This is a genomic window from Cloacibacterium sp. TD35, assembly GCF_028864635.1.
GTDB lineage: Bacteria > Bacteroidota > Bacteroidia > Flavobacteriales > Weeksellaceae > Cloacibacterium.
In genome coordinates, this window is record NZ_CP104850.1 from 279,614 (window position 1) to 302,296 (window position 22,683).

At 33.5% G+C, this 22,683-nt stretch carries 27 protein-coding genes; 3 read left to right on the forward strand and 24 right to left on the reverse strand.

Annotation, left to right across the window (positions count from 1 at the left end):
* Positions 1 to 56 precede the first annotated feature (56 nt).
* Positions 57 to 1,745, forward strand: a complete 1,689-nt coding sequence (locus N7277_RS01205) for a putative transporter (protein ID WP_274779963.1) — start codon at positions 57 to 59, stop codon at positions 1,743 to 1,745.
* Positions 1,746 to 1,826: 81 nt separating this feature from the next.
* On the opposite strand, the gene yajC is transcribed toward N7277_RS01205, so the two are convergent.
* From yajC to nusB, 3 genes are read right to left on the reverse strand one after another with little or no spacing between them, the layout of a single operon-like run.
* Positions 1,827 to 2,147 carry a preprotein translocase subunit YajC gene (yajC, locus tag N7277_RS01210; protein ID WP_069800706.1) on the reverse strand — a complete coding sequence of 107 codons (321 nt, stop codon included), beginning with the start codon at positions 2,145 to 2,147 and terminating at the stop codon, positions 1,827 to 1,829.
* Positions 2,148 to 2,158: 11 nt separating this feature from the next.
* The gene (locus tag N7277_RS01215; protein ID WP_274779964.1) at positions 2,159 to 2,644 is read right to left on the reverse strand and encodes a DUF1573 domain-containing protein; all 486 of its coding nucleotides are present in this window, start codon (positions 2,642 to 2,644) and stop codon (positions 2,159 to 2,161) included.
* A 41-nt stretch (positions 2,645 to 2,685) separates the two neighbouring features.
* Positions 2,686 to 3,591, reverse strand: a complete 906-nt coding sequence (gene nusB, locus N7277_RS01220) for a transcription antitermination factor NusB (protein ID WP_274779965.1) — start codon at positions 3,589 to 3,591, stop codon at positions 2,686 to 2,688.
* Between the two features lie 121 nt (positions 3,592 to 3,712).
* Here nusB and N7277_RS01225 point away from each other — a divergent pair, with 121 nt between their 5' ends.
* Positions 3,713 to 5,392, forward strand: coding sequence for an ABC transporter ATP-binding protein (locus N7277_RS01225; RefSeq protein ID WP_274779966.1), 1,680 nt, complete (start codon positions 3,713 to 3,715; stop codon positions 5,390 to 5,392).
* 102 nt (positions 5,393 to 5,494) lie between these two features.
* Positions 5,495 to 5,830, forward strand: a complete 336-nt coding sequence (locus tag N7277_RS01230; protein ID WP_069800699.1) for a DUF3276 family protein — start codon at positions 5,495 to 5,497, stop codon at positions 5,828 to 5,830.
* Between the two features lie 78 nt (positions 5,831 to 5,908).
* Here the strand turns inward: N7277_RS01230 and N7277_RS01235 are convergent, their stop codons facing one another.
* The 21 genes from N7277_RS01235 to N7277_RS01335 form a co-directional block, all read right to left on the reverse strand.
* A complete protein-coding gene (locus N7277_RS01235) occupies positions 5,909 to 6,430 on the reverse strand; it encodes a hypothetical protein (RefSeq protein ID WP_274779967.1) in 522 nt (173 codons plus the stop codon).
* Between the two features lie 24 nt (positions 6,431 to 6,454).
* On the reverse strand, positions 6,455 to 6,943 hold the full coding sequence (locus N7277_RS01240) for a hypothetical protein (RefSeq protein ID WP_274779968.1): 489 nt from the start codon (positions 6,941 to 6,943) through the stop codon (positions 6,455 to 6,457).
* Positions 6,944 to 7,045: 102 nt separating this feature from the next.
* Positions 7,046 to 8,407, reverse strand: coding sequence for a DUF4153 domain-containing protein (locus tag N7277_RS01245; RefSeq protein WP_274779969.1), 1,362 nt, complete (start codon positions 8,405 to 8,407; stop codon positions 7,046 to 7,048).
* An 18-nt stretch (positions 8,408 to 8,425) separates the two neighbouring features.
* Positions 8,426 to 8,716, reverse strand: a complete 291-nt coding sequence (locus tag N7277_RS01250; RefSeq protein ID WP_274779970.1) for a hypothetical protein — start codon at positions 8,714 to 8,716, stop codon at positions 8,426 to 8,428.
* Positions 8,717 to 8,823: 107 nt separating this feature from the next.
* Positions 8,824 to 9,114 (reverse strand): winged helix-turn-helix domain-containing protein, encoded by a 291-nt coding sequence (locus N7277_RS01255; RefSeq protein ID WP_274779971.1) that lies wholly within the window; start codon positions 9,112 to 9,114, stop codon positions 8,824 to 8,826.
* Between the two features lies 1 nt (position 9,115).
* Positions 9,116 to 9,667 carry a hypothetical protein gene (locus N7277_RS01260; RefSeq protein ID WP_274779972.1) on the reverse strand — a complete coding sequence of 184 codons (552 nt, stop codon included), beginning with the start codon at positions 9,665 to 9,667 and terminating at the stop codon, positions 9,116 to 9,118.
* Positions 9,660 to 10,277, reverse strand: coding sequence for a hypothetical protein (locus N7277_RS01265; RefSeq protein WP_274779973.1), 618 nt, complete (start codon positions 10,275 to 10,277; stop codon positions 9,660 to 9,662). The genes N7277_RS01260 and N7277_RS01265 overlap by 8 nt, the downstream gene beginning before the upstream one ends.
* Before the next feature lie 71 nt (positions 10,278 to 10,348).
* Complete coding sequence (locus tag N7277_RS01270) at positions 10,349 to 11,116, reverse strand: enoyl-CoA hydratase/isomerase family protein (RefSeq protein WP_274779974.1); 768 nt, start codon at positions 11,114 to 11,116, stop codon at positions 10,349 to 10,351.
* A 7-nt stretch (positions 11,117 to 11,123) separates the two neighbouring features.
* Positions 11,124 to 12,365, reverse strand: coding sequence for a glycoside hydrolase family 5 protein (locus N7277_RS01275; RefSeq protein ID WP_274779975.1), 1,242 nt, complete (start codon positions 12,363 to 12,365; stop codon positions 11,124 to 11,126).
* 73 nt (positions 12,366 to 12,438) lie between these two features.
* Positions 12,439 to 14,931 (reverse strand): phenylacetic acid degradation bifunctional protein PaaZ, encoded by a 2,493-nt coding sequence (gene paaZ, locus N7277_RS01280; protein ID WP_274779976.1) that lies wholly within the window; start codon positions 14,929 to 14,931, stop codon positions 12,439 to 12,441.
* 59 nt (positions 14,932 to 14,990) lie between these two features.
* The gene (locus tag N7277_RS01285; RefSeq protein WP_274779977.1) at positions 14,991 to 15,581 is read right to left on the reverse strand and encodes an acyltransferase; all 591 of its coding nucleotides are present in this window, start codon (positions 15,579 to 15,581) and stop codon (positions 14,991 to 14,993) included.
* 192 nt (positions 15,582 to 15,773) lie between these two features.
* Positions 15,774 to 16,982 carry a 3-oxoadipyl-CoA thiolase gene (pcaF, locus tag N7277_RS01290; RefSeq protein WP_274779978.1) on the reverse strand — a complete coding sequence of 403 codons (1,209 nt, stop codon included), beginning with the start codon at positions 16,980 to 16,982 and terminating at the stop codon, positions 15,774 to 15,776.
* Positions 16,983 to 16,996: 14 nt separating this feature from the next.
* Positions 16,997 to 17,410 (reverse strand): PaaI family thioesterase, encoded by a 414-nt coding sequence (locus N7277_RS01295; RefSeq protein ID WP_274779979.1) that lies wholly within the window; start codon positions 17,408 to 17,410, stop codon positions 16,997 to 16,999.
* Between the two features lie 10 nt (positions 17,411 to 17,420).
* The gene (locus tag N7277_RS01300; protein ID WP_274779980.1) at positions 17,421 to 17,627 is read right to left on the reverse strand and encodes a hypothetical protein; all 207 of its coding nucleotides are present in this window, start codon (positions 17,625 to 17,627) and stop codon (positions 17,421 to 17,423) included.
* A 58-nt stretch (positions 17,628 to 17,685) separates the two neighbouring features.
* The gene (locus N7277_RS01305; RefSeq protein ID WP_446715131.1) at positions 17,686 to 18,789 is read right to left on the reverse strand and encodes a 3-hydroxyacyl-CoA dehydrogenase NAD-binding domain-containing protein; all 1,104 of its coding nucleotides are present in this window, start codon (positions 18,787 to 18,789) and stop codon (positions 17,686 to 17,688) included.
* Between the two features lie 95 nt (positions 18,790 to 18,884).
* Complete coding sequence (locus tag N7277_RS01310) at positions 18,885 to 19,682, reverse strand: enoyl-CoA hydratase/isomerase family protein (RefSeq protein WP_274779982.1); 798 nt, start codon at positions 19,680 to 19,682, stop codon at positions 18,885 to 18,887.
* Between the two features lie 115 nt (positions 19,683 to 19,797).
* Positions 19,798 to 20,262: a 1,2-phenylacetyl-CoA epoxidase subunit PaaD gene (gene paaD / locus N7277_RS01315; RefSeq protein WP_274779983.1), complete on the reverse strand. Its 465-nt coding sequence runs from the start codon at positions 20,260 to 20,262 to the stop codon at positions 19,798 to 19,800.
* Between the two features lie 2 nt (positions 20,263 to 20,264).
* Entirely contained in the window at positions 20,265 to 21,005 is a 741-nt protein-coding gene (gene paaC, locus N7277_RS01320; RefSeq protein ID WP_274779984.1) for a 1,2-phenylacetyl-CoA epoxidase subunit PaaC, read from the reverse strand.
* Positions 21,006 to 21,084: 79 nt separating this feature from the next.
* On the reverse strand, positions 21,085 to 21,366 hold the full coding sequence (paaB, locus tag N7277_RS01325; protein WP_069800659.1) for a 1,2-phenylacetyl-CoA epoxidase subunit PaaB: 282 nt from the start codon (positions 21,364 to 21,366) through the stop codon (positions 21,085 to 21,087).
* Positions 21,367 to 21,382: 16 nt separating this feature from the next.
* A complete protein-coding gene (gene paaA / locus N7277_RS01330; RefSeq protein WP_274779985.1) occupies positions 21,383 to 22,333 on the reverse strand; it encodes a 1,2-phenylacetyl-CoA epoxidase subunit PaaA in 951 nt (316 codons plus the stop codon).
* Positions 22,334 to 22,412: 79 nt separating this feature from the next.
* Positions 22,413 to 22,670 carry a hypothetical protein gene (locus N7277_RS01335; RefSeq protein WP_274779986.1) on the reverse strand — a complete coding sequence of 86 codons (258 nt, stop codon included), beginning with the start codon at positions 22,668 to 22,670 and terminating at the stop codon, positions 22,413 to 22,415.
* Positions 22,671 to 22,683 lie beyond the last annotated feature (13 nt).

The window sequence follows — 22,683 nt, forward strand, 5'->3', positions numbered from 1 at the left end:
TTTATTATTCACAAAATAACAATAGCGTAACTTTGTATTGTAAAAAAACTATTATTATGTTTGAATGGCTTAAAACCTTACTATTCCCAGCTGAAGACCCAACTGTAATTCAATCATTAGTCACCATAATGCTTGCAATAGGTACTGGCGTTTTCTTTGGAAGATTGAAAATGGGCAAAATTACCTTCGGTGTTTCTGCAGTAATGTTTACTGGATTAATATTGGGACATTTTGGGTATAGAATGAATGAAGAAATCTTCGACTTCATCAGAGATTTTGGGTTAATTTTATTTGTATATGGTATAGGATTACAAGTAGGTCCATCTTTCTTCTCTTCTTTTAGAAATGAAGGATTAAAATTTAACATTCTTGCAGTTTCTACAGTTTTATTTGGTGGATTCATCACTTTTCTACTATTTAAATTCACAGGAGTAAGCATAGAAAACCTAGTGGGAATTATGAGTGGCGCTGTAACGAATACTCCAGGTTTAGGAGCTGCTAAAAACACCATTGTAGAACTAAAAAATCAGTTTCCTGATAAAACCTTTGACGACCCAACCATTGGTTATGCCATCACATATCCTCTAGGAGTTTTTGGAATTATTGGAACTATTATCCTTTCAAAAATTCTTTTGAAAATTCATCCTGATGTAGAGATGAGAAAATTCAGAATGAATAAAATTAATCGCGAAGAACCATTGGTCAACAAAAAACTAAGAGTGACCAATCCACAATATTTTGGAATTCCATTAGGTGAAGTTATTAGCAGTATAGGTCATGATATAGTAGTTTCTAGACTAAAACACAGTGGAGAAGTTTCTGTTTTCTCACCAAAATTAGACACAGAATTACAAGACAGAGATGTACTGATGATTGTAGGAAAAGATGCAGAATTAGAAGACTTTATAAAAAAAGTAGGAAGACATTCTACTGACTCTTTCATAGAATCTGACTCTGACATTAATAAGAAAAATATTTTCGTGACCAAACCTTCTGCTGTTCACAAAACGCTCTCAGATTTAGACTTGTATAATGCTTATGATGTAAAAGTGACTAGAGTTTTCAGAGCGGGAAAAGAAATGATTCCTAGACCAAGTTTAGAGCTTTTCTATGGAGATATTTTGAGAGTTATCGGTACAGATCAAGGCATTAAAGAAGCAGAAAAAATCATTGGTAATCAAGAGAAAAAATTAATAGAACCAGATTTCTTATCTCTTTTCGGAGGTTTATTAATAGGGATAATCGTAGGCTCTATTCCATTAGTAATTCCGGGTTTACCAATTCCATTAAAATTAGGATTTGCAGCAGGACCACTGATTGTAGCATTGCTTATTTCCAGATATGGTGGTATTTCTTTTATTCACTCTTACATCAATAATGGAGCGACTTATTTCATGAAAGATTTAGGGATTTGTCTATTCTTTGCAGCTGTAGGTGTACATGCTGGAGAAGGATTTTATGAAAATTTCATAAAATATAACGGTTGGTTATGGATTTTATACGGTTCTGCGGTAACTTTCATTCCATTAATTTTGATGGTAATTATAGGCAGATTTTTCTTAAAGATCAATTATTTACAATTGGTAGGAATTATGAGCGGAAGCTATACAGACCCAGCTGCATTATCATTCAGTACTAATTATTTAGATTCAGACATCCCAATCCAAAGTTACGCACAAGTTTATCCTTTGGTTACCATTGCCAGAATTTTTACAGCGAGTTTATTAATATTACTACTGACTTAAAAAATAATATTATACCAAATAAAAAAATTCCATCAAATTATTGATGGAATTTTATTTTATAAAACTTCTAATTTTTTAGAATTATTTTCCTACTGTTTCTGGGAATCTTGCTTCTGTAAATTCTCTAGAAATTGCAGCTTTTTCAAATTTTAATTTACCGCTCATGGTTTCTAAAATCACGCCATCTTCTACTACTTGTACAATTTTAGCATGCATACCAGAAGTGGTTACTACTCTAGCACCTGGTTTTAGAGAATCTTGAAATTGTCTTTCTTTCTTTTGCTTCGTAGTCTGTGGTCTCAAGATTAAGAAGTAGAAAATTACAATCATTAAGACAAATGGTAAAATCATTGAGAAGAAATCACCTCCACCTTGTGCTTGTAGAAATATTGTTGTAAACATTTTTTTATTTTTTAGGGTTGAATATCTGCTGAGAATCTAATTTCGATAGGAACTTGTGCTACGTTTGCATAAACTTCTGCTGATTTATACACTACACCATCAAAATTTGTAGAATCAAATTTTAGCGTGATTTGACCTTTTTGACCTGGCATAATTGGTTCTTTAGTATAATCTGGAGCAGTACATCCGCAACCTGGTTTTACCGCAGAAATAATCAAAGGATTTTTACCTGTGTTGGTTACTTCGTAAATGTGTTCTACCACATCTCCTTTTTTGATTTTTCCGAAATTAAAATCTGGTTCAGAAAGTGCTAATGTAGTTTCTGCATGATTTTTTGCTTCGCTTACTAAATCACTTTGTTTTACTACTCTATCATCTGCAAAAGGATATTTCTGCTCTGTAGCAGGAGTAGCAGTTGATGTTTGTGCTTCTTCATTTTTTTTACAAGAAGCTAAAGTCAAAACAGCTAGTAAGCTTAAACCTAAAATTCTTTTCATTGATTCTGATTTTTTAAAATTTCCTCAAATTTAATCAAAATTTATGCTCTAGAAATATCTTTCGTGTATTTATCTAAGATTCCATTCACAAAAATCTGACTTCTATCGGTAGCAAACACTTTAGAAACCTCTATATATTCGTTGATTATTACTTTTGCTGGAGTGAGAGGGAAATTATCTATCTCTGTAATAGCTGTGATCAAAATCAATCTATCCATTAAAGAAATTCTTTCTAAATCCCAATTTTCTAGTCTTTCTTCGATTTTTTTCTCAGAATTTTCCCAGTGAGAAATACATTGCAATAATAATTTTTTGGCAAAATGTCTGTCTTCTTCATCTTTAAGCATTTTGATTAAAGTATGACTCGGCTGATTTTGTTTCATAAAACCAATGGTCTTCTGAATCATAGAATTCGAAATATGGAAATCATCTGCCCAAGACAATTCTAATTCTTCTAAACGCTCATGAAAATCTTCATTTTCGGCAACATATTTTAGAAATAATTTCCCAACAAACTTTTGGTCTTCTTCAAAACTAAGGCTTTCTTCGGCCATATATTCGTGATAACGCTTACTCGCAACGATTCTCTGAAATGTTTTTACTAACAATTCATCGTGTAAATCCCACTGATATTTTTTGTATTTTGAGTTAAAGGAAAGTCTTTCTTCGTTTTGATCAAGTTGTAAAAAAACTTGATTATTCACGAATTTCATGTTAGGATTAAGGTCTTCTTCAGTCTTAATAAATTTATTTTTACCGATTTCAATTTGTCTTTCGGCAAGATCTTTTAATGCAACCAAGAAGTTGAGTTGATAAATATAGAGATAATAGATTTTTTCAATCTCTGTAAACATATTTTTCTCTAAAACATCAGTTTTTATAGGATTCTGATGATAAGAATATAGTGTCTGCACTACTTTTTCACGGATTTGTCTTCTTCCTAACATTTTCAAAGAGCTTTTAATAAGATGCTGCAAAGATAGAAAAAAATGCTGGAAGTAAGAAACATGAAGCCAGAAGTTATTTTTGCTTCTTTTTCAAACTTATATTTTCTGTATTTTTGCAACTATGAATTCACTTAAAACGCTTAATCCTTACTTTTGGAAACACAGAGTTCTGCTATTTTGGGGCTTGCTATTTATCATAGCATCTAACTTTTTTGCTATTTATCAAGTACAGTTTGTAGGCAAGAGTGTAGATGTTATCAAAAGTGTTTTAGATAAAAAGAGTGTAGATAAAGAATTATTATTCAATACTTTACTGATTAATGGAGCCATTATCGTAGGAACTTCGGTTTTGTCTGGAGTTTTCAGATTTATGATGAGACAAACTATTATTGTTGCCTCTAGAAGAATAGAATACGAACTCAAAAATAAAATTTACAGACATTATCAAGAGCTTTCGCTTACTACTTATAAAAAAACCACAATTGGTGATTTACTGAACAGACTTTCTGAAGATGTAGTGGCAATTAGAATGTACCTTGGTCCTGGTGTAATGTATGTGGTGAACTTGGTGATTTTATTAGTCATCACGAGTATTTACATGCTCATGACTAATGTGCAAATGACACTTTGGACACTTATTCCTCTTCCTATTTTGTCTTTTTTGATTTACAAAGTAAGTTCTATTATCAACCGAAAATCTAAAATTATGCAGAAAAGCCAAAGTGCGATTTCTACATTTGTACAGGATAGTTTTTCGGGAATTAGAGTGGTGAAATTTTTCAACAAAGAAAAGTACATCGAAAAAAATTACGGCGAAAAAGTAAAGGATTATCAAGACAAAGCATTAGATTTAGCCAAAACAGAAGCCTATTTCTTTACCATTATTTTATTTGTTATTGGTTTATTGAATGTTGCCATTTTATACATCGGTGGTAAAAATTATTTCGAAGGAAAACTTACGGTAGGAACCATCGCAGATTTCTTCATGTATATAAACATTCTGATTTGGCCATTTTCTATGGTAGGTTGGGTTTCATCTGTTAATCAAAGAGCTGCTGCTTCTATGACCAGAGTGAATGAATTTTTGGACATAAAATCTGAAATCGTAAACAAAAATTTCGACCAATATGAAATTAAAGGCGATATAGAATTCAGAAATGTTTCTTACACCTATCCTAATACAGGAATTAAAGCTTTAGAAAATCTAAGTTTCAAACTAGAAGCTGGGAAATTTATGGCCATTATGGGAAAAACGGGCAGCGGAAAATCTACCATTGCACTATTGTTATGCAGATTGATTGACCCAGATGAAGGAGAAATTTTAATTGATGGAAAAAATCTAAAAGACCACAATCTAGAATTATACAGAAAACACATTGGCTATATTCCTCAGGAAAGTTACTTATTCTCGGATACTATTGAAAATAATATTGGTTTTGCAATAGACCAGCCTACGCATGATTTGGTAGAAGAATTTGCAAAAAAAGCAGATGTGCATAAGAATATTGTAGAGTTCAAAGACCAATATAAAACCATGGTTGGCGAACGTGGCGTAATGCTTTCTGGAGGGCAAAAACAGCGTATTTGTATCGCAAGAGCGCTCATTAAAAAACCAGAAATTCTCATCTTTGATGATTCGCTTTCTGCACTCGATACAGAGACCGAAGAAAACATCCTTCAAAACATAGAAAAAGATATTAAATCTTGCACTTCCATTATAATAACTCACAGAGAATCAAGCGCAAAAAGAGCAGACTTTATTCTAAACCTTAGTGATTTAGATGCTACGGAAAACTCGTAAAAACTTAAAAATTACGCTAAAATCTCAATTTCTTTAAAATTTATTTTGAGATTAAAAGAAATCTTTTATATTTGTTCAATAGGATTTCTAAAATAAGTAACAATGAGTGATTACAAGGAGAGAAACGAAAATGAAATTTTCACAAAGGTGTTGAAGGCAGGTAGAAGAACTTATTTCTTTGATGTGCGCGAAACAAAAGCAGGAGACTATTATCTTACCATTACAGAAAGTAAAAAGAATTTTGGTGAGAATGGAGAAGCAACTTTCGAGAAGCATAAAATCTATTTATACAAAGAAGATTTTGCAAGTTTCAGAGAAATGTTTAATGAATCTACAGATTTTATCATTGCTCAAAAAGGTGAGGACGTAATTTCTGAAAAACATGACAAAGACTTTAAGTCTAGATCTTTCACTATCGAATCTGACGACGAAGTATAAAATTAAAAAAGCATCCTTTTTTAGGATGCTTTTATATTTTTAAATGATTCTTTTGATCCAAATTCTTGGATTATTTTTCTATTGAATTGTCGCTGGAATACTTGAAAATCTCATGCTAATAGTGAGATTAGTATCATTAGTCGCCGTATTTTTCAATACATAAGCTACTCTAGCCTTTACAGAACCGCTTTTTACAATTTGGTCTAAAATTTTAGAAGTATCAGGATCTAAATTGAGCGTATTCCCAATATTAGAGCCAATATCTGTTCTTTGAGCCACTAAAATTTCACCAGTGTTATTTCCAGAAAGATAAACTTTAATGGATTTAAAAATTCCCAATTCGCCATTCGTACTCAAGTTGGTAGCAGTCGCTTTGGCGCTAGAAATTCTAATATCTTGAACCATGCTGGTTCCTGCTCCTACATATTGAGCGAAACTTGTAGCAGAAGACGTTACAGAAATTTCTTGATTTCCTGGCACTCTAGAAGAAACCAAAACATTAGTGGTATAAGGAACGGTATTCTGTACGATGCTTTGCACTGTACCACAACTCACTGTGGTGGCTGCAATTACAAAAGCTGATAAAATTAAATTTTTCATATCTACATTTTTACTTTTTTTATTTTATTCTACTGTCACGGAGATATTTCCCGTCAGTTTTCCTTCTGCCATAAGATTTTTGCCAAAAACAATCTTATAGGTTCCGCTTTGTTTTTTATTGTATTTCATTTCTCTTGAAAAAGGACCATCTGCAGAACCATCTGGTAAAATAATTTGATTGATTCTGAGATTTCTACCTTTCTCTACAGTATTGATTTTAGCAGAAAGAGTGGGCTTATTAAAATTTTTAATCACCAGAATAAATTGTTGGTTCTCATCTGTAAACTCTTCACCAATGGTAAATGGAAGTTGAGAAGCGTCTACTGTCCTGATGATTTTATTACCTTCTACCGTTCTCATTGCACCTCGTCTTCCTTGTGATGGTTGAGAAGAATTATTTTCCATGATATCTGTTTTAGTTGTAGTTGTATTTACATTTTGAGAAATTCCGTTGTTTGTACAACAACTCACGCCTAAAATAGAACTCCATAAAACATTAATTAAAATTTTCATAACATTTAGTTTATCATTAGCGAACTAATATTATACCAAAGTTACTTAATAAATTGTAGAATATTCAGCTTGATGTAAATGTTGTAACAATTCGTTAGAATTCTAAAAATCTAGCGTCTCGTAGTAAAGAATTTTTGATAAAAACGGCTTTTTATCATTCAACCCTTTTTCATAATTCGCTCTTTCAGCCATTTCTTTCGGAAATTTTTCTTGAAGTATTTTATCATTGTAATTCAAAGAATACAGAAATTTAAAATCTGCTTTTCCGTTATTAATATTGTAAACTGTGGAAAGATTTCCCCAATTGATAAAACTACACACCAAAATCGTTCCATAGAAATACCAAACCATTTGGTTAAAAAGATATGCATTGGTTTTTTGCTGATGAATTTTAATGAAAGTAAAAATCAATCCAATAATGGCTAAAATTAAAAATGCATAAACACCTAATCTTTTGTATGTTAAGCCTAAATTAAATACGTATTCAGAATTTTTTACAAAAGCCGAAATCACTAAAACTGCATTCAGAAATACCCAAATTTTTGCCAAAACTTTCAATGATTTTGCTTGTCTATCAAAATTGAAACTGCCTTTAAAATAGAACATAATCACACCTATTGCCATCACAATACTCGCAATTACCGCTCCTACTCTTTCGTGAGTTTCTTCGGCAAGTTGATTGGCAGTAGCTTTTGGTAACTCTACAAACTGCTCATAATTAAATGTGAAGATGAAGAATAACAATAAAATATTCAATGCTACAAAAGAAACCACACCGCTTAATCTTTCAAAAGGAAGGTTTAGAAAATCGTATGTAGGGTTCAATTTTTTGTCTTCATTCAAAAAATCGTTTTTCAGATAATGATTGTTCTTGATAAAAAATTCATAAATCGAAAAGTTGAAATAATTAAAAGCCAAGAAAAAGCCTAAAATACTTAATGCGATAACTTGCCAAAGATTGATATCTAATTCATAATCAGAAAAAAGCGAAGCAAAATGTGAACTTCCGTGCGTATAAATCGAAAAGAAAATCAACAAAAGAAAAGCTGGGATTAAAACCACCGCTAAAATTTTTTGCCAAAAACTTTCGGTTTTTCTCTGTGGCAACCATTGTTCCAACTGAAAAACACGGTAAATAAAAGTCACAAAATTAATCGCAAAAACAGGAATTACGAAAATGGATTTAAGTTCTTTGTTTTTGGAAGTGAAACCCAATAAAAAAAGCGAAGTAAAAATTGCCAAAAAAGAGGCAAAATCACCATACCAAGCAAAAGCAATACTGCTTAAAATGCTGGTGGCCAAAACTGAATAAAAAGTTCGGGTTTTGAATCTTTTTTCGGTATTAAAATAAGTAAGAACCGCTACTAAAATCCCCAAAATTCCGATATTTAGTCCAGATTCTTGGTTATAAAACAGTACAACAAACATTGCTGTAACTAAAAAGATTAAATGATGTGTTTTCATAAGATTTTTTTATAAAAATTAACTTCCCGCAACTGGACTTCCGAAAATTCCTACCGCTAATTCTGCCCAAATAAGAAATAACGCTAACAGAATTATTACGATGTAAAACATTCTTTTCGCATTCTTTTTTTCCATTTTTAGAACCATATCTACACAAAATACTGTTCCAAAAAGGAGAATTCCAGCTACTAAAAAGTCAAAACTTGACCAATTAATTTCTATGGTAAACTGCATCCCAATAAACGGAATGACTAATAATAAAGCTGCTATTCCATAAATTGCGAAGCTTCTTTGTTTGCTTGTTATCATAATTTTTAATTTAAATTTTATTTAAAGTACTTTGAATCACAAAGTAAATTACTAAAAATTAAAGGAAATAATTTCCTTTTGAATTTTTATCGGCGCTTAATTTTTTATTAATTCCTTAATAATTTTTCTAGAGCTGACAGATGTTCTTCGAAAGCTTTTCTTCCTGCTTGTGTAACTCGGTAAGATGTTTTTGGCTTTTTGCCTACAAATTCTTTCTTTATTTCTATGTAATTAGATTTTTCTAATGCAGAACTGTGACTTGCCAAATTTCCGTCCGTTACTTCTAAAAGTTGCTTCATTTCATTGAAATCAACCCAATCGTTAACCATCAAAACGGACATAATACCCAATCTGACACGGCTTTCAAATTCTTTGTTGAGTTGATGGATTTTTAACATTTTATATATTTGCACTTATATAATAGATAAGTTTTAATTTAGGTTTAATTATAATAATTTGCACAGAGTTTGGTTTCAAACCATTTGTTGCTATATACCAAGGATAAACAAAACAATCTTCATTAAAAATATCTTTTTCTTCGAGAAACCAAGGTGTTTTTTCATTAAACATTGTTCCAAAATTTAATGCCTCTTTCAATATTTCAGGTAACTGGTCTCCTCTATACCATTTTCCAGTTTGAGTATTCTGTAACTCTGAGATATTAAAATTTTTAATTTTTATAAGATATGCTTCATGATGATCTGAGGAAAAACCATTTTCTGAAACATAACTTTTTAAGACTTCATCAATTTTACTATCTCCAAGTTCACACCAATTTAAAACAAATCTAACATCATTCTTACTTGCGAAATTTACTTTTTCTCTGTTTCCAATGGTTAGTGAATAAGTAATAAAAATAGCAATGAACAAAAAGAATACTGAAGAAAATACCCCAATAATAGCAAAAACTTTACGTATAAGATTATTCTGGAAAAATTTTATTTTATTCATACTTTTTATACATCACAATCCCATAAACAATATGCAAAATTCCAAAACCAATAGCCCAGAAAAATAAACCATACCCTAAAAAGAACAGTGATACAATTCCCAGTGCCATTTCGCACAATCCTAAATATTTAATGTCTGAAAAGGTGTAATTCCCTGCATTAAAAAGTGCTAATCCGTAGAAAATTAAAGTGGCTGGAGAAAGTAAACCATGTAAACCATGATACAATAATCCTGCACAAAATAAACCTCCAATTCCTAATGGAATGGCAAAGTTATACAACAATTTCTTGGTGGTAGCATCCCAAATTTGGAGATGATGGGCTTTGCTCTTTTTAATGGTAAAATATGCTCCCGAAGAAATCGCTAAAACCATGACAACCATCGCTACGATAACCAAATGAGTAATGATATCTATTTCATAGTATTTTACAGTTCCCTCGAAATAATCTACTCCATTTTTTTTGAAAAAGAAATAAACATAAATAGCACCAGCTAAAGCAAATAATCCTGCAAAAACGCCAGAAATTCCGCTCAACGAAATAAATCTAGAGCTTTTTTCCATCATTTTTCTGATGTGTTGCAAGTCTTCTTGGTAGTTTTTATTTTCCATAAATAAAGCACTTTGAAATACAAAGTTAATATTTATTTTGAAACTGCAAAATTAATTTTGCAGTTTCTTTATTATTTATTTCTAAGATTTTCTTTAATCTTTTCAATATTTTTCTTGGCTGTATCTTCCAAAATAAGACTTGCACTCATGTGAATTCTTTCTGGAGAAAGCTCTGTAAAGTGCTCTGTTCCTTCCCAAGAAACTTTTTTGATTAAAGCTAAAGCATCTGAACTTCTAATCGCTAATTTTTCTAAAAATTGAGCAATCTCAGTATCCATTTCTGCAATCGTTGGAGAAACCGAATGGTAAATATTATGCTGTTCTGCCCAATTTGCGCTTCGGAAATCTGCATCTATTGCCATCGCAGTAAATTGTGATTTACCTATTTTTCTTTCCACGTATGGACCAATCACAAACGGACCGATTCCTAAATTAATCTCAGTAAGTGCCAAACTTGCATTTTCTGTCGCAAAACAATAATCTGCAGCACAAGCAATTCCTACTCCACCTCCAGTCGTTTTTCCCTGAACTCTTACCACTACAATTTTTCGGCAAGTTCTCATGGCATTAAGCACTTTAGCAAAACCTCCAAAGAAAGTTTTTGAGGTTTCTAAATCGTTGATTGCCAACAATTCATCAAAACTTGCTCCTGCACAAAACGCTTTTTCTCCTTCAGACTTTAATAAAATAGCTTTCACTTCTTCTTTAGCCGCTTCGTCTAATATGGTTTGTGCTAATTTTTCTAAAATTTCTCCGGGTAATGAATTGCTTTTTGGCGTCCCGAAAGTGATTTCGGAGATATTATTTTTTATTTCTGATGTTACAAATCCTTTTTCCATAAATTTATTAAGGCTTCATTCCCAAAGCTTTGGTATAGCCTTCAATTTTTACACAGTTTTTAAATTTCATATTTTCCAGTAAATCAAGCATCGCTTTTTTTACCAATTCTTGATTAGGTCTTGCATCTCTTACTTTCCCTAAATCAATTCTATCTTTTTTGGTATATTCTACAATTAAATCCCAATTTTCTGGTTTTGGAATATACATCATTCCGCTCTTTTGAACCATTTTTTTGTATGGCCAATACGTCCAACCAATGTTATTTTCTTCTAAAGTAATTCTAAATTTTTCAACCCATTCATCGGTGTTTTCACCTGTTTCACCCATGTACATTGGCAGGTTTACTTTGTCTCTGAAATCTATAAAATCCTGAATACTTTGTTTGTCTGTTCCGCTCCAATAACGGTGGCAGGTAAACATAATTTTGTCATCATATTTCCAATCCGTAAAAATGGAAAAATTGCTATTCCACTGCGCTCCGCCTAACATAATGATGTGGTTTTTATCGACTTTTCTAATCGCCAAAGTACATTCTTTGTATAATTTCTCTAGATTCTGATTAAGTCTAGGCAAATCATCTTTGAAATAATGAGCAATTGGTTCGTTAAGCAAATCGTAACCTAAAACAGTGGTGTTATTTGCATATTTTTTAGCAATTCTAGTCCAAATTTCTATAAATTGTTTCTGATTTTCAGCATTCTCCATTAACCAAGGATACGCATAACTGTCATCTATATTATCCCCAGTTTGTCCGCCAGGAGCATCGTGCATGTCAAGAATTACGTAAATCCCTGCTTCTTTACACCACCCGATGACCTCATCTAAAATTTCAAAACCATTTTGGTTTTTGGTTTCTCCCATAAAATCTTCATCGGTAAATAATTTATAATGAAACGGAATTCTCAAAGTATTCATTCCAGTAGATTTTATATAGAAAATATCTTCTTTGGTGATGTAATTTTTCTTAAACTCTTTCCAAAATTTTGCTGTAAAATCTTCTCCCACCATTTCGCAAAAAGCCTGATTGATCAATCTATAACTAGATGCGTTTCCTTCGAAAAAAAACATATAGCCTTCTGGATTAAGCCAATTCCCAAGATTAGTTCCTTTGATAAAGAATTTTTCATGGTTTGGCGTATACAGATTCGGACCATCTATGTATACAAACTTAGTTTTTTTAGCTTGAGAAAACATCGATAAGCTAAACAAAGTTAAAAACACCAAGAAAATTTTTGTTATTTTTTTCATTTTTTAAAATTTTAAGCAAATTTACATTACTGTGGCTTTCGCTATTTATATTTTCAGCTAAATTTTATCAGTTTTACAACAATCCAAATTGTTCAAAATGATGCGTAAAATGTTTTCTGTGCATCAACTCCATCATTTCTTTATTGAGCTTTCCAAAGACAAAATGCATATGCTTCACTTCTGGATTTTCTCTGTAATAAATCTGATATTTCTGAAGATTTTCTAAAAATTTCTCTTTGGCTTGCTCCAGATTTTTATATTTCAACTCTAGTAAAGTTCCATCTTCTGGAAGGAACGGCGCAGGAAAATCTTTTGGCATTTTTCGGTGATTGTATAGAGAATTTTGATACTTTTCTAAATGTTCTTCTGGTGTGAAACATTTCTCCACTTCTGGTTCACCAATGCTGTACAGCAAAGTTATTTCTAAATGTTCCAGCATTTGTTGAGCAGTCATTTTTCCCCAATTCGGCTTCGTACTTTCAGTTAAGTTGTTCAATAATTTTTGAATATTTCTTTTATTCAGTTCAATGAAAGGAGATTTTTTGGCAACCAAAGTCAAAATGGTAGCGACACAAACCACTTCTTCTCTTTGATTGACTACTTCAACCAACCATTTTACCACTCCACTTGGAATATTTCTGCCTTTTACTCCTCTGTTGATTTTTTCTTTAGCCGTCAAATAAACGGTAATAGTATCCCCAGCATAAACTGGCTTAAAGAAACTTGCATTTTCTAGTCCATAATTGGCAATTACAGGCCCTTTTTTTCCTGAAACGAATAAACCAGCAGCAGCAGAAAGAATGAAATACCCATGAGCTACCGTTTTGTCAAAAATAGTTCCGTTTAAGCTGGTAGAGTCTGTATGTGCATAAAAATGATCCCAAGAAACATTAGAAAAATTCACAATATCTGCTTCCGTAACTGTTCTTCCTGCGGTTTCTAGAGAATCTCCAACTTCTACTTCTTCAAAATATTTTTGGAAAGGATGCTTATCACTGAATTTCTTTTCTGCTCCTTGAGTATAAACTTTTGTAATCGCCGTCAAAACATCTGGCGAACCTTGAATTGCAGTTTTTTGTAAAAAGAAATGAAGTCCGTTCAAACCTCCCATTTCTTCGCCACCACCAGCTCTTCCAGGACCACCATGCATCAATGTAGGAAGCGGTGAACCATGACCTGTACTTTCTTTGGCATTATCTCTATTCAAAACAAAAATTCTTCCATGAGAACTCGCCATTTTCCAAGAAGTTTCTGCCACAAATTTCTCATCATGCGAAATAATAGAACCTACTAAACTTCCTTTTCCTCGTTTTGCTAAAGCAGCAGCTTCTTCTGCATCTTTGTAAGGCATAATCGTAGAAACTGGGCCAAAAGCTTCGAGTTCGTGAGATATATTTTTTTCAAAAGGTTTATCATTATAGAAAACTTTCGGAGTAAAGAAAGCTCCGTTTTCATAATTTGCTTCTACCAAATCATGCTTTCCATCGTAGATGAGTTCTGTTTCTGCTTTTAAAAGATTTACTTTTTCTTCTAAAATCTGCATTTGTTCTTTGCCTACGATGGAACCCATTTTGGTTTCTCTGCTTAATGGATTTCCAATTTTTGTAGCATCTAAAGCTTTAGACAAAGCATTTTGAACATCACCAACTAAATTTTCAGGAACAATGATTCTGCGGATGGCTGTACATTTTTGTCCAGCTTTTGTCGTCATCTCATTTTTAACTTCTTTGATGAACAAATCAAATTCTGGAGTTCCCGGTTTGGCATCTAACCCAAGAATAGAACAGTTTAATGAATCTGCTTCCATATTAAAACGAACCGCATTTCCAGAAATTGACGGTAGCACTTTCAGTTTTCTACCTGTATTTGCGGAGCCTGTAAAAACCACAGAATCTCCATCTTTTACAAAATTCAAAATATTGCCTGGTTCGCCACAAACCAACTGAACTGCACCTTCAGGAAGATAACCGCTTTCTATCATATCTTTGAAAACTTCATTCGTAAGATAAGAACTGTACGGCGAAGGTTTTACAACAGCTGGAACTCCTGCCAAAAGCGATGTAGACAATTTTTCTAACATTCCCCAAACTGGAAAATTATAGGCATTGATTTGTACAGAAATACCTTCACTTGGTGTCAGAATATGCGTTCCGAGATGCGTTCCGTTGGCAGAAATTTTCTGTGTATCTCCATCTACCCAAAATGGTGTATTGGGCAACATTCTTTTTGCCAAACCTGAATAGGTGAAAAAAGTACCGAAACCGCCTTCTATATCCACCCAAGAATCAATATGAGTGGCTCCTGTTTTATAAGAAAGTTCATAGTATTTTTTCTTTCTTTCGAGGAGATAAAGTGCTACTTTTTTGAGCATTTCTCCACGGTCGTAAAAAGTCATAGAAGACAAGTTTTTATAACCTGTGGTTCTTCCAAAATGCAATGCTTCTTCAAAATCTAGTCCCGAAGTATCTGAAATGGCAACCAGTTCTCCGTTTACAGCATTATAAAGCGGAATTTCGTGGCCGTTTCCTTCAATCCATTGTCCTGATATATAGTTTTTTAGTTTCATATGTTTAATGTGATGATGCGATAATTAGATAATTCTAAGATTAAAAATTTTTGGCGCCATTATTTTGTCCAAATCGTGTAATCTACAATTTTGGTGGGCGTTTGTTCTACAAATTCTGTGTACGGTTCGCAAGGTTGAATGGCAATGTGACCTTCACGAGCCAATTCTTGATAAATAGCGGTTCCTTTGGTTTTCCAAGCAATCATTTCGTCTGAAACTTCGCGAATAATTTTTGCAGGACTGCCAACGATCAATTTTCTATTTTCCGAAATAAAACCAGTGGGAACGAAACTCAAAGCCCCGATAATGCATTCGTCTCCGATTTTGGCATTGTCCATCACTACGGCGTTCATCCCAACCAAACAATTTTTGCCAATGTGCGCCGAATGAATAATCGCACCGTGACCAATATGCGCCGATTCTTCTAAAATAGTCGGAATTCCCGGAAAAACGTGAAGCGTACAGTTTTCTTGAACGTTTGCGCCGTCTTTGATAATTATTTTTCCCCAATCTCCACGCAAAACAGCATTGGGACCGATGTATACTTCTTCCCCTATTTCTACATTTCCTATAATTACCGCTTGAGGATGAATGTATGCTGATTTTCTAATGATGGGTTTTATGCCGTGGTATGAATAAATATTTGCCATATATTTTTATTTATATTCTTTTGTCTTGAAACAAAAGAACCAAAAGTTCAAGACTGTGAATTCTCGGCTAAAATTTTTCATTAATTCTAAAATCCCTGAAACTCGCTTCGCTCAAACAGCAGGAATTTTTTAACTAATCAATTTCAAAATTTTTTAACGCCTCCAATTCAATGTCAAAAAAAGAAAAAGCTTTTAAATTTTTTCAATGATCATTGCGTATCCTTGTCCAACTCCGATACAGAGCGTACAAAGTGCATATTTTTTATTTTTTTTCTGTAATTCTAAAGCAGCAGTTCCTACAATTCTAGTTCCTGACATTCCGAGAGGATGACCCAAGGCAATCGCACCACCATTTGGATTTAATCGTTCGTCTTTTGCATCAATCTCTAATTCCTGTAAAACTGATAATGCTTGAGCTGCAAAAGCTTCGTTGAGTTCAATAATATCCATATCTTCTAACGAAAGACTGGCTCTAGAAAGCGCTTTTTTAGTCGCTTCTACTGGTCCGATTCCCATAATTCTAGGTTCTACACCAACCACTGCGCTTGAAATAATTTTTGCCAATGGCTTCAAATTATATTTTTTTACTGCATCTTCACTTGCCAAAATCATGGCAGCAGCTCCGTCATTTAAACCCGAAGAATTTCCTGCAGTAACACTTCCGTCTTCTTTTTTGAAAGCAGGTCTTAGCTTCGCTAATTTGTCTAAAGTAGTATCTGGTTTTACAAATTCGTCTTCTGAAAAGATTTTCGGTTCTCCTTTTTTTTGTGGAATTTCTACTTTTACAATTTCTTGAGCTAATCTTCCTGAATTTTGAGCAGAAGTAGCTTTTTGCTGAGAAAACAATGCGAATTCATCTTGCGCTTCTCTGGAAATTTTATAGATTTCGGCTAGATTTTCAGCGGTTTCTCCCATTCCATCAACTCCGTAGAGTTCTTTCATTTTAGGATTAATAAACCTCCACCCGAAACTGCTATCAAATAACTGTACGTCTCTGCCAAAAGGCTGAGCAGATTTACTCAAAACATAAGGCGCTCTAGACATCTGTTCAACTCCTCCAGTCAAATAAATTTCGCCTTCACCAATTGCAATAGCTCTGTAGGCATTGGCAATTGCTGCCATTCCAGAAGCGCATAATCTGTTCACGGTTTCTCCACCAATTTTTATAGGAAGTTCTGCCAAAAGTGAAGCCATTCTTGCTACATTTCGGTTATCTTCGCCAGCTTGATTGGCACAACCTAAAATCACGTCTTCTATTTCTTCGGCGGGAATTTGTGGATTTCTCTTTACAATTTCCTTCAAAACGATGGCTGCTAAATCATCTGCTCTTACTTCTGACAAGCCTCCTTGAAATTTAGCAATCGGTGTTCTGATGTAATCTATGATGTATACTTCTTTCATATCTGATTTCGAAATTATAAATCAACTACTTTTTTATCAATTTTATAAACAGTTCCTCTGAAACTTGCGACCACCACTTTATGCTGATTGGTAATCGCAATATCATAAACTGCCGTTTTTCTGGTATCTGCCATGAGAATACTCTCGGCAAAAAGGGTGTCTCCTAAACGCACTGCTTTGGTAAAATTAATCATGCAATTTAGTGCAACTGCTGCATCTCCCGTATTGTTAGAAGAAAATGCCAATGCAGAATCTGCAAAAGCAAAAGTTACTCCGCCATGAACTGTTTTTAAGCCATTAATCATCTCTTTTTTGATGGGCATTTCAATCAAACAGTAGTGTTCACGAACCTCAACCAGTTTTATCTCCATCCATTGAGAGAAGAAATCTTGATTGAGCATATATTGTGCGGTTTCTAATGGTGTCATTTTTTTGAAATTATTTAAGTTTTCTACCTTTTAAAAAGCTATTGTATATAGTGAAAATTAAAACAAATACTGCTAAAATCAACCATTTATCTTGGAAAAACTGTACAAAAGTATCCTCAGAATTGTTAATGAATTTATTCATAAAAAAACTCATCGGAACAATAATTACGAAAGATAAAATAGCGTTTATGATTGCAATAATTAGTTTTGGATTCATATTTTGAATTTGATAATGCGTTAATGAGACAATTTGATAATGAAACTCATCTCTTAAATTAATTCAATTTTCTAAGCAACGGACTTTGTCTGTAGCGTTCTTCTTGGTACTCTTCGTAGAGATTTTGTAAGACTTCCGAAATTTTTGGATAACCTATTTCTTTTCCCCAATTCAATAATCCTTTCGGATAATTTACGCCTTTTTGCATCGCAGTTTCTATATCTTCATCATTGGCAATACCTAATCTTTTTGCTTCTACCGCTTCATTAATCAACATAGAAATAATTCTCATGAAAATCATTTCATACAGACTTTCATCTTTTTGAGGAACTTGTTTTTCACTTCCATCAGAATAATCATAAAAGCCTTTTCCTGTTTTTCTACCAAGTAATTTGGCTTCGCTCATTCTTTGCTGAAGCAAGGAAGGTTTATATTTGGGATCGAAAAAATAATCTTGATAAACCGTTTTCGTTACCGAAAAATTAACATCAATTCCTATTAAATCCATCAATTCAAATGGTCCCATTTTAAAATTCCCCAAAGATTTCATCGCATCATCTACTTGTTCTGGCGTTGCCAAATTTTCTTCTACAATTCTCAAAGCTTCACCATAAAAAGGTCTTGCAATTCTGTTGACAATAAAACCGGGAACATCTTTCGCTATGATAGGAGATTTACCCCAAGATTTCATTAAATCTACAATTTCTTGAGCCAAATTATTCTCAGTCAACAATCCTGAAATCACCTCCACCAAAGGCATTAATGGTGCTGGATTGAAAAAATGAATTCCGATAAAACGTTCAGGATTTTTAAGCTCTGCCTGAAGTGATGTAATGGAAATAGACGAAGTATTAGAACCCAAAATACATTTTTCTGAAACATAGGTTTCTAATTCGGCGAAAACTTTTTGCTTGATTTCTTTATTTTCGATGATGGCTTCTATGACCAAATCACAATCTTTCAATTCCTTGATTTCTTGGCAAGGCTTAATTTGGCTGAAAATTTCTAAGGATTTTTCTGCAGAAATTTTTCCTTTTTCTGCTAATTTGTCTAATATAGATTTTAAATTTTTTAGAGATTTTTCGGTTTGTGAGAAGTTAGCATCGTATAAAAAAACCCTACAATTTGCAGTAGCTGCCACTTGCGCAATGCCAATTCCCATAGTCCCAGAGCCGATGATTCCTATTTTTGAGATTCCAGATTCGAGATTCGAGACTCTAGACTCTTGGTTCTTGATTCTTGATTCTTGCATCTTTGTTATTTTCCTGTATAATTAGGCTTTCTTTTTTCTAAAAATGCAGTAACGCCTTCTTTGAAATCTTGGGTTTCTGCTGCGTCTTGTTGATAAATTCCTTCTAAATCTAATTGCTCTTTTAAATCGTTTTCATAAGAGTAATTGAATGCTTTTTTGGTTAACGCAATCGCTTTTGTTGGTAAATGAGAAAGCGTTTCTAGAACTTCCATATATTTTGTAGAAAATTCTGCATCACCGAAAACATCTGCAATTAAACCTAGTTTCAAAGCATCATTTGCCGTGAGTTTTTTCCCTGTAAAAGCAAGATAATTCGCTTGTTGACGTCCTACTAACTTTGGCAACCAATACGTTCCGCCAGTATCTGGAATTAAGCCAATATTTACAAAAGCTTGAGAAAAATAGGAATTTTCTGTAGCCAAACAAATATCACAAATCAGCGCCAACATTGCTCCAGCTCCAACTGCAGGACCATTCACCAAAGAAACGACTGGTTTTCTACAATGTGCTATTTCTTCTACTAAAGGATTGTAATAGTCTACCACCATTTTCTGAATCACTCTTTCTTCCTCTACATTTCCGAGTGAAAGTGCTTCCTTCAAATTTTGCCCCGAACAAAAAGCTTTTCCTCTGCCAGAAAGTGCTACACAACGCACGTTTTCATCTTCATTGCATTCTACAATGAAATTTTTCAACTCTTGGAGTAAAACTTTATTGAGTGAATTATAAGTTTCGGGCTGATTGAGATAAGCGATTTTCAACTTACCCTCGAAATGGGCTTCTATTTCTATCTGAGTGTACATTTTTCTTTAGAATTGTTAATTTGTAAAATCGTAAAGTCGTTTTTACAAATCTAATGTTTTTATGTGATTTTTTTAGTTCTGCGATTTTGCAACTTTACAGTTCCACAATTTTACGCTAATGACATTTAAAATAATCAAAAGGTTCTAAACAATCTTGGCACTGATAACCGGCTTTGCAAAGTGTAGACCCAAATCTGCTGATTTGCATAGTATTTTCGCTACCGCATCTTGGACATTTTTTGGGAATGTGAAGATGGTTTTCGTCTGCACCTTTTTCTGGTGGAACAATTCCGTAAGCTCTCAATTTTTCTCTAGCTTCATCAGTCATCCAATCAGTAGTCCAAATCGGAAACATTTTGGTAACTACTTTTGCAGAAATCCCTATTTCTTTAAACAGTTTGACAATATCTTCTTCGATATTAAACATAGCCGGACACGCAGAATAAGTAGGCGTAATGATAATTTCTGCTTCTTTTTCAGAAATCATTTTTGCATCACGAACAATCCCGAGCTCCACGATGTTAATCACTGGAATTTCAGGGTCTGGAATCTGAGTGAGTATTTCTAATAAATCTTGCATTTCTACCAAACACAATTTGGATAGGTTCTTTGCATATACTGTAATTCACACAAAATATACCCAAAATATTCGGTGTGAATTCCTTTTCTGCTTCCTTTTTGCATAAATTCTGAAGCAGGAATTTCTAAACCAAATTTGGCAAAATCTTCTGCGATTTTAGCTTTCCATTCTTCATGAAGTTGTTTGGAAGCAGGAGTTAAATTCAGTGCCACCAAATTTTCCTCTTCTTCTACTTCATCAAAAAGTCCACCTGTGTATTCCCAAAGATTTTCGAGAGCCGCTTCTATTCTTTTTCGGCTTTCTTCAGTTCCTTGAGCAAAAATGCGCATCCAAGTTTCAGTATGTGTATAGTGATATTTTACTTCTTTCAGAGATTTTTGAGCAATGGCTCTCAGGTCTTCATCTGCAGAATTGCTTAAATTTTCATACAATAATTTTTGATAAACGGCAAAGAAATAAGCCTTCATAATGGTATTGGCATAATCACCGTTTGGTAATTCTACCAATTGTGCATTGAGGTATTCTTTTTCCACACGAAGCATGGCAAAATCATCTGCAGTTCTGCCGTCATTAAATAAATTTGCTGCTAAATTATAGAAATTATTGGCTTGCCCCAATTGATCAAGAGCGATGTTAATGACCGCAATATCTTCTTCCAAGTACGGACCTTTTCCGCACCATTCTGCCAATCTTTGCCCCATTATCAGGGAATCATCTGCGAGTTTTAGGAGGTAGTTTTTCATTTTTTTAGAATCAAAAAATAAGAACCAAGAACCAAGATAAAAAGTCTTACATCTTGATACTTGAATCTAATTGTCTGTTTTACATATTCTTCACATCATTAGGAATTTGGTAAAAAGTAGGATGACGATAGAGTTTATCATCTGCAGGATCAAAGAATGCTTCTTTGTCTATCCCTTCACTTGTTACCACATATTTGCTGGGAACTACCCAAATAGAAGTTCCTTCTCCGCGTCTTGTATAAACGTCTCTAGCGTTTTGAAGTGCCAGTTCTGCAGTTGGCGCTTGAACCGTTCCTGCGTGTTTATGAGAAAGTCCTGGTTTGGTTTGGATAAAAACTTCCCACATATCTAAATTGCTCATATATTTTAGGTTGAGATTAAGGTTGAGTTTGAGTAGAATTTTCAGAAACTTTTGCAGCATACGTAATTGCAGCTTCTTTTACCCAAGCGTTTTCTGCTTGTGCTTTTCTTTTGGTTTCGAGGCGTTTTTTATTGCACGGTCCGTTTCCTTTTAAGATTTCATTAAATTCATCCCAAGGTAAATCGCCAAAATCATAGTGCTGTGTTTCTTCGTTCCATTTTAAATTTTTATCTGGAACTTTCAGTCCTAAAAACTCTGCTTGAGGAACGGTAACATCTACAAATCTTTGGCGGAGTGAATCGTTACTTTCTCTTTTTACTCGGTAATTCATTGATTTTTGAGAATTAGGAGAAGCATCATCATTCGGACCGAACATCATCAAAGCTGGCCACCAAAATCTATCTAATGCATCTTGAGCCAATTGTTTCTGTTCTTTGGTCCCACGGCAAAGCGTCATCAGAATTTCGTAGCCTTGTCTTTGGTGAAAAGATTCTTCTTTACAAATTCTGAGCATAGCTCTGGAATAAGGACCGTAAGAATTTCCCATCAACATTACTTGATTCATAATGGCAGCACCGTCTACCAACCAGCCAATCGCTCCAATATCTGCCCAACTTAATGCTGGATAATTAAAAATACTAGAATATTTGGCTTTTCCAGAAAGCATATCATTATAAGTAGAATCTCTGTCTGCGGCTATTTCTCCGTTGTTCAGCGTTTCTGTAGCGGCATATAAGTACAAACCGTGACCTGCCTCGTCTTGAATTTTTGCCAAAAGTGCCATTTTTCTTCTCAAACTTGGCGCCCTGGTAATCCAATTGGCTTCTGGTAACATTCCGACTACTTCAGAATGAGCATGTTGCGAAATCTGTCTTACCAGAAGTTTTCTGTAATCTTCTGGCATCATATCTTTGGGTTCTACCTTATTTTCGGCTTGAACGTATTGTAAAAATTTTTCTGTATCCATATTTTGTAACGCAAAGGCGCAAAATAATTTTTAAAAATTTTAATGTTTGTAAGACGCAAATTTTGCCTTTGGCAAAAAATTATAGTTTTCCGTCGCTTAAATCGTCTTTTATATAAATCCCTACTTTAGAATTTACAAATTCTCCTGCAACGAAGTTTATTTTTTGGTCTCCGTTGGTAATTTCATACTCTTTGAAAAAGTAAACTTGCCCTTCATAAGGTCCTTTTACTTCTACTTTTTTGTTGACACAATGCCAATAATAATTCCAAATGTTTGTGCCATTTATTTTAAACTCTTCGTTTTCATCGATGGCTTTTGCGAATTTCCAATTGACCATTTTTTTAAATTTT

What these genes read in the sequence shown, in the direction of transcription:
- N7277_RS01205 (WP_274779963.1), top strand. Translation starts at nt 57, where the DNA reads ATGTTTGAATGGCTTAAAACCTTACTATTCCCAGCTGAAGACCCAACT.
- yajC (WP_069800706.1), bottom strand. Translation starts at nt 2,147, where the DNA reads ATGTTTACAACAATATTTCTACAAGCACAAGGTGGAGGTGATTTCTTC.
- N7277_RS01215 (WP_274779964.1), bottom strand. Translation starts at nt 2,644, where the DNA reads ATGAAAAGAATTTTAGGTTTAAGCTTACTAGCTGTTTTGACTTTAGCT.
- nusB (WP_274779965.1), bottom strand. Translation starts at nt 3,591, where the DNA reads ATGTTAGGAAGAAGACAAATCCGTGAAAAAGTAGTGCAGACACTATAT.
- N7277_RS01225 (WP_274779966.1), top strand. Translation starts at nt 3,713, where the DNA reads ATGAATTCACTTAAAACGCTTAATCCTTACTTTTGGAAACACAGAGTT.
- N7277_RS01230 (WP_069800699.1), top strand. Translation starts at nt 5,495, where the DNA reads ATGAGTGATTACAAGGAGAGAAACGAAAATGAAATTTTCACAAAGGTG.
- N7277_RS01235 (WP_274779967.1), bottom strand. Translation starts at nt 6,430, where the DNA reads ATGAAAAATTTAATTTTATCAGCTTTTGTAATTGCAGCCACCACAGTG.
- N7277_RS01240 (WP_274779968.1), bottom strand. Translation starts at nt 6,943, where the DNA reads ATGAAAATTTTAATTAATGTTTTATGGAGTTCTATTTTAGGCGTGAGT.
- N7277_RS01245 (WP_274779969.1), bottom strand. Translation starts at nt 8,407, where the DNA reads ATGAAAACACATCATTTAATCTTTTTAGTTACAGCAATGTTTGTTGTA.
- N7277_RS01250 (WP_274779970.1), bottom strand. Translation starts at nt 8,716, where the DNA reads ATGATAACAAGCAAACAAAGAAGCTTCGCAATTTATGGAATAGCAGCT.
- N7277_RS01255 (WP_274779971.1), bottom strand. Translation starts at nt 9,114, where the DNA reads ATGTTAAAAATCCATCAACTCAACAAAGAATTTGAAAGCCGTGTCAGA.
- N7277_RS01260 (WP_274779972.1), bottom strand. Translation starts at nt 9,667, where the DNA reads ATGAATAAAATAAAATTTTTCCAGAATAATCTTATACGTAAAGTTTTT.
- N7277_RS01265 (WP_274779973.1), bottom strand. Translation starts at nt 10,277, where the DNA reads ATGGAAAATAAAAACTACCAAGAAGACTTGCAACACATCAGAAAAATG.
- N7277_RS01270 (WP_274779974.1), bottom strand. Translation starts at nt 11,116, where the DNA reads ATGGAAAAAGGATTTGTAACATCAGAAATAAAAAATAATATCTCCGAA.
- N7277_RS01275 (WP_274779975.1), bottom strand. Translation starts at nt 12,365, where the DNA reads ATGAAAAAAATAACAAAAATTTTCTTGGTGTTTTTAACTTTGTTTAGC.
- paaZ (WP_274779976.1), bottom strand. Translation starts at nt 14,931, where the DNA reads ATGAAACTAAAAAACTATATATCAGGACAATGGATTGAAGGAAACGGC.
- N7277_RS01285 (WP_274779977.1), bottom strand. Translation starts at nt 15,581, where the DNA reads ATGGCAAATATTTATTCATACCACGGCATAAAACCCATCATTAGAAAA.
- pcaF (WP_274779978.1), bottom strand. Translation starts at nt 16,982, where the DNA reads ATGAAAGAAGTATACATCATAGATTACATCAGAACACCGATTGCTAAA.
- N7277_RS01295 (WP_274779979.1), bottom strand. Translation starts at nt 17,410, where the DNA reads ATGACACCATTAGAAACCGCACAATATATGCTCAATCAAGATTTCTTC.
- N7277_RS01300 (WP_274779980.1), bottom strand. Translation starts at nt 17,627, where the DNA reads ATGAATCCAAAACTAATTATTGCAATCATAAACGCTATTTTATCTTTC.
- N7277_RS01305 (WP_446715131.1), bottom strand. Translation starts at nt 18,789, where the DNA reads ATGGGAATTGGCATTGCGCAAGTGGCAGCTACTGCAAATTGTAGGGTT.
- N7277_RS01310 (WP_274779982.1), bottom strand. Translation starts at nt 19,682, where the DNA reads ATGTACACTCAGATAGAAATAGAAGCCCATTTCGAGGGTAAGTTGAAA.
- paaD (WP_274779983.1), bottom strand. Translation starts at nt 20,262, where the DNA reads ATGCAAGATTTATTAGAAATACTCACTCAGATTCCAGACCCTGAAATT.
- paaC (WP_274779984.1), bottom strand. Translation starts at nt 21,005, where the DNA reads ATGAAAAACTACCTCCTAAAACTCGCAGATGATTCCCTGATAATGGGG.
- paaB (WP_069800659.1), bottom strand. Translation starts at nt 21,366, where the DNA reads ATGAGCAATTTAGATATGTGGGAAGTTTTTATCCAAACCAAACCAGGA.
- paaA (WP_274779985.1), bottom strand. Translation starts at nt 22,333, where the DNA reads ATGGATACAGAAAAATTTTTACAATACGTTCAAGCCGAAAATAAGGTA.
- N7277_RS01335 (WP_274779986.1), bottom strand. Translation starts at nt 22,670, where the DNA reads ATGGTCAATTGGAAATTCGCAAAAGCCATCGATGAAAACGAAGAGTTT.